This is a genomic window from Pseudomonas aegrilactucae (assembly GCF_019168305.1).
Taxonomy (GTDB): domain Bacteria; phylum Pseudomonadota; class Gammaproteobacteria; order Pseudomonadales; family Pseudomonadaceae; genus Aquipseudomonas; species Aquipseudomonas aegrilactucae.
The window spans coordinates 1-14,619 of record NZ_JAHTBI010000031.1; the positions used below are offsets into that span (position 1 = coordinate 1).

The window sequence follows — 14,619 nt, forward strand, 5'->3', positions numbered from 1 at the left end:
ACTTCGGCGGACGCTTACTGCAGTTACGCTAGCAGCGTGGGTACGTAGAAAAAAAGGGGCTCAGCTGTGAGCGTGAATTGGCGGGGATCAAAGGGTCCGATTTCGCGAGACGATTGAGGGAAACATAGAGGCAGCATCATTTGAGCGGGCCACCCTTATAGGGGATCGGCGGCGGCGATCCGACGAGAAGAAAACCTCCCCTAATTTGACTAACCTTGGCTTGCGGGTATACCGCAAGCACCTTGCGTAACGCCGGAACGAATTTCTTCTTAAAATCCTTATCAGGGTCCTTTCCAGTGTATTCCTGCGCAAACTGCTCGCGCAGGGGCTTCCAGTATAGCTTTGTCCCCCTGCCCTCGATCCGATGCAACCGGTGAGCCAGCCAAGAATATATGTCCAAGGCCAGCGCTGAGCCCTTGAGGGCAATTAGAGCTCGGTTATCTAGAGGTACGGCGCTATCAATAAGGGAATTGAAATACCCCTCGGAAAGCACCATCTTGCCGGGCCATAGTAGCCGCTGTTTACTATTGCGGTTCGCTATCCAGGCGTCAAATTGCTCGATGGGCTGGCCATTGTAGGTACGCCCCTTGAATCCGAGTTGCAAGCGGCACGCTGCTAGTGCGTGCATCTGTTTACGGAGAGTGGAGTAACGGCGCCCGTCATCGCCCATCCCCATCAGACGCAGGAACTCGGCCGCACTATCGCCTATCCTGATTTCACGCTCTTTGTTGCGCACGGCGATGGTAGACACCCAAGCTAGCGCAAGGCGGGGCATAGCGCCATAAGGGATAGGCTGCAATATCGGACCGTTACCTTCGTCTAGGTAGCCAGACTGTATGTTGACCCATGCCGCGCCGCTCTGGCGCATGAAAACCTGTCCTTCCACCTTGGAGCGGGGCAAGCCAACTTGGCAAAGTACTGCATGGGTAAAGGCTATGTCTTCAGGCGGGAAAGCCGCAATGTTGGCTGCAATGTTCAATAAATCAGTCGCCACAACTCAAGCTCCCATTCCGGGACGCGTGGCCGGGCCGGATTGCCTGCACGTATCAATCCATGTCTCGACCTCTTCCAAATCCCAAACGACCTTCCGGCTGCTAACGGCAATACGACGAGGGAATTTCCCCTGCTTTTCGAAGTTATAAATCGTCCGCTCACACAAGGGGATCATTGCCAGCAATTGCTTTTTGCTAATGAGCACTTTGCTCGACTTCCTCGATTCTTTTTCCACACCGAACTCCTCGTTTTGTCGCATTTGAGGTTCGATTATTGCCCCATATTTCCAGAGCACTCCACCCATATTTATGAATTTATTCCTTTCAAAATCAGTATCTTACTGTCCGACAAACGTATAGTTCCGGACAAAAGAGACAACGCGATGTCATTGTTCTTTCAGGAGTTTTTTCCGCCAGAAACCTCAAAAAAAATGTGTCCCACAAACGGGTAGTTTCCGGACAGAAAAAAAAAACACGAATGTGGTTTTTTGATAGAGAAAAATAGATCAGCTTCCGCTTATCCCCTCACGAAAAACGGAATCAACTCTCTGAACGCGTTTTTTTCAGCGTCCACTCGTCAATCATATCCGCCCAATCCTGCAACATCGCCCGACGCTGATCGCGGTATTCAGCCTTGTTGTAAACGGCGCGTACGCCCTTCTGCTCGTGTGCAAGGCACTTCTCAATCCAGTCTGAGTTGTAACCCGCCTCATGCAGCAGCGTGCTTGCTGTGCGCCTCAAATCATGCGGTCCGAACTTACTCAGTGTCTGCCCTTCTTTTTGCGCAAGCCGATAGGTCAGCGTCAGCACCTGATTGATCGTCGCGGTGCTCATTGGCAAATCGGAATCGTACCGAGAGGGAAAGACGTAATCCGAACCACCGGCAAACGTCTTCAGAGCAATGAAAAAATCCAGCGCCTGCTGAGATAAGAACACCAAATGGGGATTGCGCCGCTTCATCCGCTCTTTCGGAATGGTCCACAAGGCTTCGCTGAAATTGATCTCGTTCCAGGTAGCGTTGGTCAACTCACTTTTGCGGACCATGGTCAGCAATAACAGCTTAGCGGCCACCCTAACGGAGGAGGCGGTGCCGATGCGGTCCAGGTACTGATACATCAACGCGATTTCGTCAGGCCCCAAAGCACGGTCACGTGGCTCGAATTTAGCGATGCTTGCAGGACGAACCAGATCAGCCGGATTCTCGACCTTCTGGCCACGCTCTATCGCCCATCGGAATACCTGCATCACAATCTCGCGGGAGTGAACGGCCGTGGCGGGAGCTCCACGCTCCACAATTGCATCAGTCAGCGTTCGCAGATCCTTATGATTAATTTCCACCAGTTTCTGATTACCGAAGTGCGGCTTTAGCTCGCGCTCGTAAACCGATCGGCGCATGTCGCGCGTCGAGTCAGCCATCTGATACCCACGCAGCCATTTCTCAGCCCACGCATCAAACGTCTCTGCCCCTTTGGTGCGTGCCTTGGCACGGGCTTTCTCTTTGGCAGGTGACTTACCCGCCGAAACCATCTTTTTAGCCTCGCCCAGGCGCTCTCTGGCTTCCGCAAGTGTGATGCCACCCACGCCATAACGACCGAACGTTATGGTCTCCTGACGGCCATTGATTGAGTAGTTGTAACGAAATGAGATGGAACCGGCAGCAGTGACGGCCACGTACAGCCCGTCGCGGTCGTTCACCTTGTAGAGTTTTTCTTGCGGTTTGAGGTTACGCAGCTTGGTATCGGTCAGCATGGCAGTTACGGATTCCATGGAAAAAATACCATGTTCAGAAAAGCACTCATGCACCACGATAAAACCCAATGAAACCGGGCTGATGATGAGATTTGATACCATGCCCTTCCCTACTAGGTCGACATGGTATCGAGCACCGAACATGGCATTTAGCTCAGTCAATGCCCCGTACCATGCCATACAAACACGGTGCTTGGCGATGCACAAAGCTGCCAGAATTTGCCAGACCCAAAAAGCTAAAAGCCCGCAATTACGCGGGCTCCAGGGCATTTCTTGCTAGTTGGTGCCGGACAATGCCGGACGCCCAATCATTCCCACTCGATCGTCGCAGGCGGCTTGCTCGACACGTCGTAGGTAACGCGCGAGATGCCTTCGATCTCGTTGATGATGCGGCCGCTTACCGTTTCCAGCAATTCGTACGGCAGGTGCGCCCAACGCGCCGTCATGAAGTCGATGGTCTCGACCGCACGCAGCGCCACGACCCACGCGTAACGACGGCCATCACCGACCACGCCCACCGATTTCACCGGCTGGAACACCACGAAGGCCTGGCTGACCTTGTGGTACCAGTCGGCCTTGCGCAGCTCTTCGATGAAGATGTGGTCGGCACGACGCAGCAGGTCGGCGTATTCCTTCTTCACTTCACCCAGGATGCGCACACCCAGGCCCGGGCCCGGGAACGGGTGACGGTAGACCATGTCGTACGGCAGGCCCAGCTCCAGGCCCAGGCGACGCACTTCATCCTTGAACAGCTCACGCAGCGGCTCGACCAGCTTGAGGTTCATCTCCTCCGGCAGGCCACCCACGTTGTGGTGCGACTTGATCACGTGGGCCTTGCCGCTCTTGGCACCAGCCGACTCGATCACGTCCGGGTAGATGGTGCCCTGGGCCAGGTACTTGATGTTGTGCAGCTTGGTCGACTCGGCATCGAACACGTCGATGAAGGTACGGCCAATGATCTTGCGCTTCTTCTCCGGGTCGGCTTCGCCGGCCAGGTTGTTCAGGAACTGGTCTTCGGCGTTGGCGCGGATGACCTTGACGCCCATGTTCTCGGCGAACATGGCCATCACTTGCTCACCTTCGTGCAGGCGCAGCAGGCCGTTGTCGACGAACACGCAGGTCAGCTGGTCGCCAATGGCCTTGTGCAGCAGCGCCGCAACCACCGAGGAGTCGACGCCGCCCGACAGGCCGAGCAGCACGTTGTCGGTACCGACCTGGGCACGTACCTGGGCAATCGCGTCTTCGGCGATTTTCGACGGGGTCCACAGCGCTTCGCAGCCGCAGATGTCGAGGATGAAGCGCGACAGGATGCGACCGCCCTGCTTGGTGTGGGTCACTTCCGGGTGGAACTGCACGCCATAGTAGCCGCGGGCATCGTTGAACATGCCGGCGATCGGGCAGCTCGGAGTGCTGGCCAGGATGTGGAAGTCTTCAGGGATGCGGGTGACCTTGTCACCGTGGCTCATCCATACGTCCAGGCCGAATACGCCGTCAGCGTCGACGTGGTCTTCGATGCCGTCGAGCAGGCGGCTCTTGCCGACCACGTCGACACGGGCGTAGCCGAACTCGCGCAGCTCGGAACCTTCAACCTTGCCGCCCAGCTGCTCGGCCATGGTCTGCATGCCGTAGCAGATACCGAATACCGGTACGCCCAGGTCCCATACGGCCTGTGGCGCGCGCGGGCTGTCGGCTTCGTGCACCGACTCGGGGCCGCCGGCCAGGATGATGCCACGCGGGGCGAATTCGCGAATCGCCTCGTCGTCCATGTCGAACGGGTGCAGCTCGCAGTACACGCCGATTTCGCGCACGCGGCGGGCGATCAGCTGGGTGTACTGGGAACCGAAGTCGAGGATCAGGATACGGTGAGCGTGAATGTCGAGGGCCATGACTCAATCTCGTCAGTGGTAATCGGAAACGACGCGGGGCTGTCGTGAACAGCCCCGCTTACAGGTATTGCCAGGAGCATCAACCTACGCGGTAGTTTGGCGCTTCCTTGGTGATCTGCACGTCATGCACGTGGGACTCGGCCATGCCGGCACCGGTGATGCGCACGAATTCAGGCTTAGTGCGCATCTCTTCGATGTTGGCGCTGCCGGTGTAACCCATCGAGGAACGCAGGCCGCCCATCAGCTGGTGAATGATCGCGGTCAGGGTGCCCTTGTACGGCACGCGGCCTTCGATACCTTCCGGTACCAGCTTCTCGGCACCGGCCGAGGAGTCCTGGAAGTAACGGTCGGACGAGCCCTGGGCCTGGGACATGGCGCCCAGCGAACCCATGCCGCGGTAAGCCTTGTACGAACGACCCTGGAACAGCTCGATCTCGCCCGGGGCCTCTTCGGTACCGGCGAACATCGAGCCCATCATCACGGCGCTGGCGCCGGCGACGATGGCCTTGGACAGGTCACCGGAGAAGCGGATGCCACCGTCGGCGATCAGCGGTACGCCGGTGCCTTCCAGCGCGGCGGCCACATTGGCGATGGCGCTGATCTGCGGCACGCCGACACCGGCAACGATACGCGTGGTGCAGATCGAGCCAGGGCCGATACCGACCTTGACCGCATCGGCGCCGGCTTCGGCCAGGGCCTTGGCGGCAGCGCCGGTGGCGATGTTGCCGCCGATCACCTGCACCTCAGGGAAGTTCTGCTTGACCCAGCGCACGCGGTCGATCACGCCCTTGGAGTGACCGTGGGCGGTGTCGACCACCACCACGTCGACGCCGGCTGCAACCAGTGCCGCCACGCGGTCACCGGTGTCCTTGCCGGTACCGACCGCAGCACCGACGCGCAGGCGACCCTGGTCGTCCTTGCTGGCCAGCGGGTAGGCCTTGGCTTTTTCGATGTCGTTGACGGTCATCATGCCCTTGAGGGCGAACTTTTCGTCGACGATCAGCACGCGCTCGATGCGGTGCTTGTGCAGCAGCTCGCGGGCGTCGTTCTTGTCGGCGCCTTCCATGACCGTGACCAGACGCTCTTTGGGCGTCATCACTTCACGCACGGTGGCGTCGAGGCGGTTTTCGAAACGTACGTCGCGGGAGGTGACGATGCCGACCAGGTCGCCATCGTGCAGAACCGGCACACCGGAGATGTTGTGCAGACGGGTCAGTTCGAACAGGTCACGTACGGTGGCGTCGGCCTCGATGGTGATCGGGTCCTTGACCACGCCGGCTTCGAACTTCTTGACCTTGCGCACTTCGCCAGCTTGCTGCTCGATGGTCATGTTCTTGTGGATGATGCCGATGCCGCCTTCCTGAGCCATGGCAATGGCCAGACGGGCTTCGGTGACGGTGTCCATGGCGGCGGAAACCAGTGGAATATTCAGCTCGATGCCACGGGTCAAACGGGTCTTGAGACTGACTTCGTTGGGTAGCACCTCGGAATAACCAGGTACTAGAAGAATGTCGTCGAAGGTCAGGGCTTCTTGGCTGATACGCAGCATCGCGGGGGCTCCCGGGCGGGAAAAATGGAAGCGCGCCATTATACTCATGCGCGCCGTTTGACTCAATGTAAAGATGGGCCTTCGGTCAGTTGCCTTGCAGCTTGACCTGCACCACGGCCACCGGCTGGTCGAGCCAGTCGGCAAAGGCGTCGATGAAGGACTGCCTGAAAACCGCCTCGCTCCAGTTATTGAAGATGAACCCCAGGTTGGAAAAGGCACAGGGCTGCAGGAACAGGAAGCCGTTGATGTCGTCTTCATGGCCGCAGCGCGGGCAGGTGAAGTTGTCGCTGATGCCGGGCATCCACTCTTCCAGGCTGGCGAACAGCTCCACCCCGACTTCCTTGCGACATTCCGAGCAGCCGGCTTCTTCAAGAAAGCCTTCGGTGGGCGTATAGATGCAGCGCTTGTAGATGACCTCCAGGCCATTGACCGGCTGGCCATAGGGCAGCCGCTCTGGCCGCTCGACGACCTTGCGCGCGCCTTCGGCGATGGCATAGGCCATTCGGTTGCCGGTGCGCCCGCAGGTGCTGAGCTGCTCTTCGATCACCTTCTCGCGTACCAGCCAGCGCAGGATGGCGCGGGCGCGGGGCTCGTGCACCGGTACGGTGGAGAGCTTGGGGACGATGATGCTCTGGGTAGTCATGGCGGCGGCCGAACAGGTTAAAGCTGCCAGTTTACCTCACTCAGGTAGCGCCCGATCAGTGCGATGCCGCTGGCCAGCACCAGCCAGGTGACCAGGCGCACGAAGGCTTCGCGGGACATGTTCAGGGTCAGCCGGCGGCCAGCCCACAGCCCGGCGCCCATCATCGGCAGCAGGCACAGAGCAAGCAGCAACAGCGGCAGGTCGGCATACACCCCGGCGACCAGGAACAGGCTCAGGCGCACCACCGTGCTGCAGCTGATCAGCGCGCTCTGGGTGGCGCGAGCCTGGTCCTTGGAGTCGAGCCGGGCATTCAGGTAGAGGGCGTACAGAAAGCCGCCGCTGCCGAACAGCGCACCGAACAAGCCGCCCACGGTGCCCATCGGCACTGACCAGCCAGCAGCCAGATGCGCCGGCTTGACCTTCACCGCCAGGCTGTAGAGCGCGTAGGCCGTGATGAACAGCCCCATCAGCAACAGCAGCAGGTCGGACTTCAGGTTCAGCAGGAACACCACCCCCAGGGTGCAGCCGATGGCCATGAACGGCAACAGCCGCAACAGCTCGCCACGCACCACGGCCTTGCGTGCCGGCAGCCAGTTGCCGAAGGCGGCGACGAAGTCCAGCAGCACCAGCAGCGGGATGATGCGAGACAGCGGCATGAAATTGATCAGGATCGGGCCGGCCACCAGCGCGGTGCCGAAGCCGGCGATGCCGAACACGATATACGCCGCACCCACGCCGAGCAGGATGGGCAGCCACTGGGTAGCGGTGAAGGGCAATGGGTCGAGCAGGGTAGAAAGCATGCACTTGCCTCTGACGTTGGTGACAGCTGAACTTTAGCCATGGGTGAGCCATGCCGACTAATATGTAATTCAGCCACCAGCCATCTCGAAAAGGCATGACAGATGATTTCTACCCGCCAGTTGCGCTACTTCGTGGAAATTGCCGATTCGGGCAGTTTCAGCGCCGCCGCCGAGCGCCTGTGCGTGGCGCAGTCGGCACTGAGCCGCCAGATAAAGGAACTGGAGGGACAGCTGGACACCCCTCTGTTCGAGCGCACGGCGCGCCAACCACGCCTGACTGCCGCCGGGCTGGCCTTTCTGCCGCGGGCTCGCACCTTGCTTGGCGATCTCGACAAGGCCAGCCGCCTGGCCACTGAAATCGGCCAGGGCCTGCTCGGCAGCCTGCGCCTGAGCCACTCCAGCACCGTACCGCTGACCGGCGCCCTGCTCACCCGCCTGAGCGGTTACCTGCAGGACAACCCCGGTGTGTCCATGGAAATCGCCCAGGCGTCCTCGGAGGCGCAACTGGAAGAGCTGGCTGACGGGCGCCTGGAACTTGGGCTGCTGCGTCTGCCGGTGCTGCGTCAGCACGAAGGGGTGTGCGTGGCGCCCCTGTTCGAGGAGCCGCTGTTGCTGGCGGTGGCCGCCGAGCATCCGCTGGCCGATCAGGAGCGTGTGTACTTGAAGGAACTGCGCGACGAAGCGTTCATTTCCATCCCGCATCGCCAGCGCGGCGGGCTGAGCTACCTGTCGGCGCAGCTGTGCATGCGCGAAGGGTTCTTTCCCAGCGCCGCGCGGGTGGTGTCGCGCAAGACCACGCAGTTGCAGTTGATCCAGGCCGGGTTCGGCGTGGCGCTGCTGCCGCAGTGCATGCGCGATATTGCACCAGCGGGGCTGCGCTGGGTGGCGTTGGCCGATGAGGGGTGCACGAGCACGGTGGCGCTGGCCTATCGGCGCGATGCCGGGCCGTTGGTGCAGCAGGTGCTGGCGCATCTGCAAGGCTGAGGGCCCTTTCGCTGGCAAGCCAGCTCCCACAGGTGTTGTGGACACTACAAAACCCTGTGGGAGCTGGCTTGCCAGCGAAGAGACCAGAGAGGCCAATACAAAGCCAGCCAAAATCCCTTTATGATGCCCGGCATGATCAAAGACCCCTTCGAAAGACTCGGCCTGGACCGCGAAGTCCTTACCGTCAGCCAGCTCAACGGCCGCGCCCGCGTGCTGCTCGAGGACGTGTTCAGCAATATCTGGGTCGAAGGCGAAATCTCCAACCTCGCCCGCCCCGCCTCCGGCCACGTCTATTTCACCCTCAAGGACAGCGGCGCCCAGGTGCGCTGCGCCCTGTTTCGCAACAACGCCGCCCGCGTACGCCAGGCGCTGCGCGACGGCCTGGCAGTCAAAGTACGCGGCAAGGTCTCGCTGTTCGAAGGCCGTGGCGACTACCAACTGATCCTCGACACGGTGGAACCCGCCGGCGACGGTGCGCTGCGCCTGGCCTTCGATGCGCTCAAGGAAAAGCTTGGCAATGAAGGCCTGTTCAGCAGCGAAGGCAAGCGCGCCCTGCCCGCCCACCCGCAACGCATCGGTATCATCAGCTCGCCCACGGGCGCGGTGATCCGCGACATCATCAGCGTGTTCCGCCGCCGTGCGCCGCAGGTCGAACTGACCCTGATCCCCACCGCCGTGCAAGGCCGCGAAGCCATCAACCAGATCGTACGTGCCCTGCAGCGCGCCGACGCGCAAGGCTTCGACGCGCTGATCCTGGCGCGCGGCGGCGGCTCGCTGGAAGACCTCTGGTGCTTCAACGAAGAGGCCGTGGCCCGCGCCATCGCCGCCTGCGTCACGCCGATCGTCAGCGCCGTGGGCCATGAGACCGACGTGTCGATCAGCGACTTCGTCGCCGATGTACGCGCCCCCACGCCCTCGGCCGCCGCCGAACTGCTGGCACCCGACAGCAGCGACCTGCAACGGCGCCTCGAAAGCCTGCAACGCCGCCTGCTGCTGCGCATCCAGCATCGCCTGGCGCATGACCGCCTGCGCCTGGACAGCCTGGCCCGGCGCCTGCGCCACCCAGGCGAACGCCTGCGCCAACAGGCCCAGCGCCTCGACGACCTGGACATGCGCCTGCGCCGGGCTTTCGAGCAACGCCTGAACCAGCGCCGCGAGCGCCTGGCGCGCCTCGACACGCGCCTGGCCGCGCAGCACCCCGGCCGCGCCCTGACGCTGCTCAAGCAACGTCTGGACAACCTCGCCGAGCGCCTGCCTCGGGCCATGCGCCACACCCTCACCACCCGCCGCCAGCAACTCCAGGCACAGGTACAGACCCTGCAGGTGGTCAGCCCGCTGGCAACCCTCAGCCGCGGCTACAGCATCCTGCTCGACGAGCGCGGCCAGGCCATTCGCAGCGCCGCCCAGACCCGCAACGGCCAGCGCCTGACCGCCCGCCTGGGCGAAGGCGAGTTGCAGGTGCGGGTCGAGGACAACCACCTGACCCCGGTCACGCTTTCCCTACTGGACTGACACATGCCCCGACTGTTTGCCCCTCTGCTTGCACTCTGCCTGCTGTTCGCCAGCAGCGCCCACGCCAGCTACATCACCCGCCAGCTGAACAAGCCGGTGCCCGGTGGCGTGGCGGTGGTCAACCTCGGCCCGGCTGCCCAGGCCCCCAGCGCCCGTTTCGACGGCAAGCCGGTGCTGGTGGTGCGCGAACAGGACACATGGCTGGCCATCGTCGGCCTGCCGCTGACCCAGAAGCCCGGCACCGCCAGCCTCACCCAAGGCGGACGCACGCTGACCTTCACGGTCGGCAGCAAGAAGTACCCCGAACAGCGCATCACCCTGAAGAACCAGCGCCAGGTCAACCCGAACCCCGCCGACCTCAAGCGCATCGAAGGCGAGCTGGCCGAACAGCTCAAGGCCTACCGCAGCTTCAGCCCCACCCTGCCGAGCAACCTGATCCTCGACAAGCCGGTCAACGGCCCGCTGTCGAGCAAGTTCGGCGTGCGCCGCTTCTTCAACGGCGAAGAGCGCAACCCGCATGCCGGGCTGGACTTCGCCGTACCCGCCGGCACACCGATCAAGACCCCGGCCAACGGCAAGGTGATTCTGATCGGCAACTACTTCTTCAACGGCAACACGGTGTTCGTCGACCACGGCCAGGGCTTCATCAGCATGTTCTGCCACCTGTCGAAAATCGACGTGAAGCCAGGCCAGCAGTTGAGCCGCGGCGCCATTGTCGGGCGGGTCGGCTCCACGGGCCGGGCCACCGGGCCACACATGCACTGGAACGTCAGCCTGAACGACGCGCGGGTCGATCCGGCGATCTTCATCGGCGCCTTCCAGCCCTGAGGCCAGCCTTGCGCCAATCAAAAAGACCGCGCAACTGGCGCGGTCTTTTTGATTTGAGTCCGCTATAAAATCTCGCCCATCTGCACTTTTTAAGCATTCCTCTCAATTTTTTCTCAGTGCTTGCCATCTTTCACCCCACTGGTTAGGGTTGAGGCATGAAAACCATGCACACCCTCATTCTGCTTCGCCAACATCGCAGCCTTTGCCTGGTCAGTGCCCGACTACCAAGCTGAATCGCGTCGCCTCGCCCATTCATCTCTCGTGTACGTTCGGCGGGCCCTTTTCAAGGCCGCACACTAAGGATTGCTTTCATGACCATGCTCAAAGACCCTTCGAAAAAATACCGTGCCTTCGCTCAGGTCGACCTGCCTGACCGTACCTGGCCATCGAAGACCATCACCGCCGCGCCGATCTGGTGCAGCTCGGACCTGCGCGACGGCAACCAGTCGCTGATCGAGCCGATGGACGCGGTCAAGAAGCTGCGCTTCTGGAAGACCCTGGTCAGCGTGGGCGTGAAAGAAATCGAGGCCTCGTTCCCTTCGGCCTCGCAAACCGACTTCGACTTCGTGCGCACCCTGATCGAAGACGGCCACATCCCGGACGACACCACCATCCAGGTGCTGACCCAGGCCCGTGAAGACCTGATCGCGCGTACCTTCGAGTCGCTGCGCGGGGCCAAGAAGGCCATCGTGCACCTGTACAACGCCACCTCGCCGTCGTTCCGCAAGATCGTCTTCAACCAGGACAAACAAGGCGTAAAAGACATCGCGGTGAACGCGGCCAAGCTGTTCGTCAAGTACGCCGCCCAGCAGCCCGAGACCCACTGGACGTTCCAGTACTCGCCAGAGACCTTCAGCGCCACCGAGCTTGAGTTCGCCAAGGAAGTCTGCGACGCGGTGATCGAGGTGTGGAACCCGACCCCGGACCACAAGGTGATCCTCAACCTGCCGGCCACTGTCGAAGTGTCGACGCCGAACATCTATGCCGACCAGATCGAATGGTTCGGGCGCAACGTGTCGCGCCGGGACAGCGTGCTGATCAGCCTGCACACCCACAACGACCGTGGCACCGGCGTGGCCGCCACCGAACTGGGCCTGATGGCCGGTGCCGACCGTGTCGAAGGCTGCCTGTTCGGCAACGGCGAGCGTACCGGCAACGTCGACCTGGTGACCCTGGCGCTGAACCTCTACACCCAGGGTGTAGACCCCGAACTGGACTTCTCCGACATCGACGGCGTACGCAAGGTGGTCGAGGAGTGCAACCAGATCCCGGTGCACCCGCGTCACCCGTATGTGGGCGACCTGGTGCACACCGCGTTCTCCGGCTCGCACCAGGATGCGATCCGCAAGGGCTTCACCCAGCAGAAAGACGACACCCTGTGGGAAGTGCCGTACCTGCCGATCGACCCGGCCGACATCGGCCGCAGCTACGAGGCGGTGATTCGCGTCAACAGCCAGTCGGGCAAGGGCGGCATCACCTACCTGCTCGAACAGGAATACGGCATCAGCCTGCCGCGCCGCATGCAGATCGAGTTCAGCCAGGTGGTACAGGGCGAGACCGATCGCCTGGGCCTGGAAATGACCGCCCAGCAGATCTACAAGCTGTTGCAGAGCGAGTACCTGCAAGCCAACGCGCCATACGCACTGGTCAGCCATCGCCTGCAGGAAGAGAACGGCCACAGCGCGGTGGAAGTGGAAGTGGCGGGTGAAGGCGAGACCACCCTGCACTGGCGCGGCAAGGGCAATGGCGCCCTCGAAGCCCTGGTCGCCGGCCTGCCGGTAGCCGTGGAAATCATGGACTACAACGAGCACGCCATTGGTGCAGGCACCAACGCCAAGGCTGCGGCCTACATCGAGCTGCGCGTGGCCGGCGGGCGCCCTGTGCATGGCGTGGGTATCGATGAAAACATCACCACCGCCAGCTTCAAGGCGCTGTTCAGCGCACTGAACCGCTCGCTGAGCCAGCAGGCTGCCAAGGCTGCGTAAACGGTATGGCCTGGTTGCCCCACTGAAATGCCCGCCTCCTGGAGGCGGGCATTTTTGTGTGCGTGCGGTGAACGGCCGGTATACTCCCCCGCTTCGAACCCACTCTGCCGTTCAGAGCTCATGGAAGAACCCTGATGACCCCTGAGACCTTTATTCACTTTTTTGCCCACAACTCACGCGGCCATGAGTTGCTCAAGCAAAACAGCGAACACGCCCTGAACGCGGCAAAGCAGCATGAGCTGCAGCTGGAGCAGCAGATCATCAAGCGCCTGCGCGCAATTGCCTCGCTGCACCTGGTGCACAGCCCCGCGCTGGAGCAGAACGCACAGGCAGCACTGCAGGGGCGCCAGCAGGCCATCAGCACGCTGCAACAGGAACTGGACGTCTCGCAACAGGGTATCGCCCGACTGCTGGAGACCAAGGCGGCGCACCAGCAGCGCCTCGATAGCCTGGCGGCACAGATCAACCAGACCCTGGCTCAGGACCCTGAGCGTGCGCGCCTGGCGCTGGACCTGGAGCAGGCCGTTGCGGCCAACCAGGAAGCGGCGAGCGGCTATCTGGAGATCCGTCAGGAGTGCGCCGACAAACTGCCTGCGTTCGAGCAGAACCGGGTATACAGGTACCTGCGCGAGCGCCATTTCGCTACGCCGCAGTACCGCGCGTTCATGCTCGGCCGCCTGCTCGATGGCTGGCTGGCCAGGCAGGTCGACTACGCGGGCAACCGCGCAAACGAATTGCACCTGCAGAACATGCACACCTTCAACGAAGCCGCGCAGGCTGAACGCACTGCCCGGCTGGACACCCTCGCCGAGCAGGCCCAGGCATCACTGACACAAGCCCGAAGCCAGCCCGGCATCCAGCACCTGGAGGCTGAGATCCAACGCCTGCAGGCCGAGCGCGCCAGCCTGGAGCAACAGGTGCTCGCCACCAAGCGCCAGGCCAACGCGATCCAGCAGCAACTGGCCGAGTTCACCCTCAACCAGGACCCGTACTACCAGCGCGCCTGTGGCTGGGTAACCGATATGCTCAAGAGCAAGACGATCGATCAACTGCTCGAAGACGCGAAAAACACGCCGGACCCTGCCGACGACGAGCTTGCTCGCGAGCTGCAGGGGCTGTATCCGCAATTGACCGCTGCCACGCAGCGCCTGGCCGACGCCACGCAGGCCCATGCCCGCACCGAGGCCCGCTACCAGCAGGCCAAGACGCTGGAGCGTGCGCTGCGCGAAGACCTCAACCACTTCAAGTACAGCGACCACATTGACTACCAGGCGCTGATCAACGCGTTCATGGACGGCACCAGTACCCTGGAAGAAGTGCGGCGCTACATCCGCAACTTTGCCGAGCCCGCACGTGCCGAATCCAGCGCCGATGGCATTACCCTGATGGACGGCGTCTCGGTCCTGCTCAATGTCGCCAGCGTGATCATCACCGTTGGGGCAGAGGTGAGCAGCGCCAGTCGCAGTAGCGGCCAGAGCAGCAGTGGCCGCAAAAAAAGCGGCAGCAGTAGCAGCAATAGAAACAGTAGCAGTAGCAGTGGCAGTGGCAGTGGCAGTAGAAGCAGCAGTGGCAGTGCCGGCGGTTTCAGCACCAGCGGCAAGTCCGGCGGCGGAGGCTTTCGCACCACCGACAGCTTCTGACCCGAGCCAGCCACCCCGACACAAGCGGCGATATACTCGCCGCGCGCCCTA

At 61.9% G+C, this 14,619-nt stretch carries 12 protein-coding genes; 5 read left to right on the top strand and 7 right to left on the bottom strand.

Features of this window, described 5'->3' with window-relative positions; all coding sequences use genetic code 11:
- Window positions 1–136 precede the first annotated feature (136 nt).
- The 7 genes from KUO17_RS09325 to KUO17_RS09355 form a co-directional block, all read right to left on the bottom strand.
- Window positions 137–994 (bottom strand): replication protein RepA, encoded by an 858-nt coding sequence (locus KUO17_RS09325; protein ID WP_097085889.1) that lies wholly within the window; start codon window positions 992–994, stop codon window positions 137–139.
- 3 nt (window positions 995–997) lie between these two features.
- Complete coding sequence (locus KUO17_RS09330; protein WP_024777066.1) at window positions 998–1,228, bottom strand: helix-turn-helix transcriptional regulator; 231 nt, start codon at window positions 1,226–1,228, stop codon at window positions 998–1,000.
- 304 nt (window positions 1,229–1,532) lie between these two features.
- Window positions 1,533–2,741, bottom strand: coding sequence for a tyrosine-type recombinase/integrase (locus KUO17_RS09335; RefSeq protein ID WP_217975278.1), 1,209 nt, complete (start codon window positions 2,739–2,741; stop codon window positions 1,533–1,535).
- Window positions 2,742–3,049: 308 nt separating this feature from the next.
- The gene (gene guaA / locus KUO17_RS09340) at window positions 3,050–4,627 is read right to left on the bottom strand and encodes a glutamine-hydrolyzing GMP synthase (RefSeq protein ID WP_217975212.1); all 1,578 of its coding nucleotides are present in this window, start codon (window positions 4,625–4,627) and stop codon (window positions 3,050–3,052) included.
- Between the two features lie 79 nt (window positions 4,628–4,706).
- The gene (gene guaB, locus KUO17_RS09345) at window positions 4,707–6,176 is read right to left on the bottom strand and encodes an IMP dehydrogenase (RefSeq protein ID WP_217975213.1); all 1,470 of its coding nucleotides are present in this window, start codon (window positions 6,174–6,176) and stop codon (window positions 4,707–4,709) included.
- Between the two features lie 85 nt (window positions 6,177–6,261).
- Window positions 6,262–6,819 (bottom strand): sugar ABC transporter ATPase, encoded by a 558-nt coding sequence (locus KUO17_RS09350; protein ID WP_217975214.1) that lies wholly within the window; start codon window positions 6,817–6,819, stop codon window positions 6,262–6,264.
- 17 nt (window positions 6,820–6,836) lie between these two features.
- Window positions 6,837–7,619 (bottom strand): sulfite exporter TauE/SafE family protein, encoded by a 783-nt coding sequence (locus KUO17_RS09355; protein ID WP_217975215.1) that lies wholly within the window; start codon window positions 7,617–7,619, stop codon window positions 6,837–6,839.
- A 102-nt stretch (window positions 7,620–7,721) separates the two neighbouring features.
- Between KUO17_RS09355 and KUO17_RS09360 the strand changes: the two genes are divergently transcribed.
- The 5 genes from KUO17_RS09360 (at window position 7,722) to KUO17_RS09380 (ending at window position 14,568) form a co-directional block, all read left to right on the top strand.
- Window positions 7,722–8,603, top strand: coding sequence for a LysR family transcriptional regulator (locus KUO17_RS09360; RefSeq protein ID WP_217975216.1), 882 nt, complete (start codon window positions 7,722–7,724; stop codon window positions 8,601–8,603).
- A 132-nt stretch (window positions 8,604–8,735) separates the two neighbouring features.
- Complete coding sequence (gene xseA, locus KUO17_RS09365) at window positions 8,736–10,115, top strand: exodeoxyribonuclease VII large subunit (RefSeq protein ID WP_217975217.1); 1,380 nt, start codon at window positions 8,736–8,738, stop codon at window positions 10,113–10,115.
- 3 nt (window positions 10,116–10,118) lie between these two features.
- A complete protein-coding gene (locus KUO17_RS09370; RefSeq protein WP_217975219.1) occupies window positions 10,119–10,943 on the top strand; it encodes a M23 family metallopeptidase in 825 nt (274 codons plus the stop codon).
- A 311-nt stretch (window positions 10,944–11,254) separates the two neighbouring features.
- A complete protein-coding gene (gene leuA, locus KUO17_RS09375; protein WP_217975222.1) occupies window positions 11,255–12,928 on the top strand; it encodes a 2-isopropylmalate synthase in 1,674 nt (557 codons plus the stop codon).
- 134 nt (window positions 12,929–13,062) lie between these two features.
- Window positions 13,063–14,568 (top strand): coiled-coil domain-containing protein, encoded by a 1,506-nt coding sequence (locus KUO17_RS09380; protein ID WP_217975224.1) that lies wholly within the window; start codon window positions 13,063–13,065, stop codon window positions 14,566–14,568.
- The last annotated feature ends 51 nt before the right edge of the window (window positions 14,569–14,619 follow it).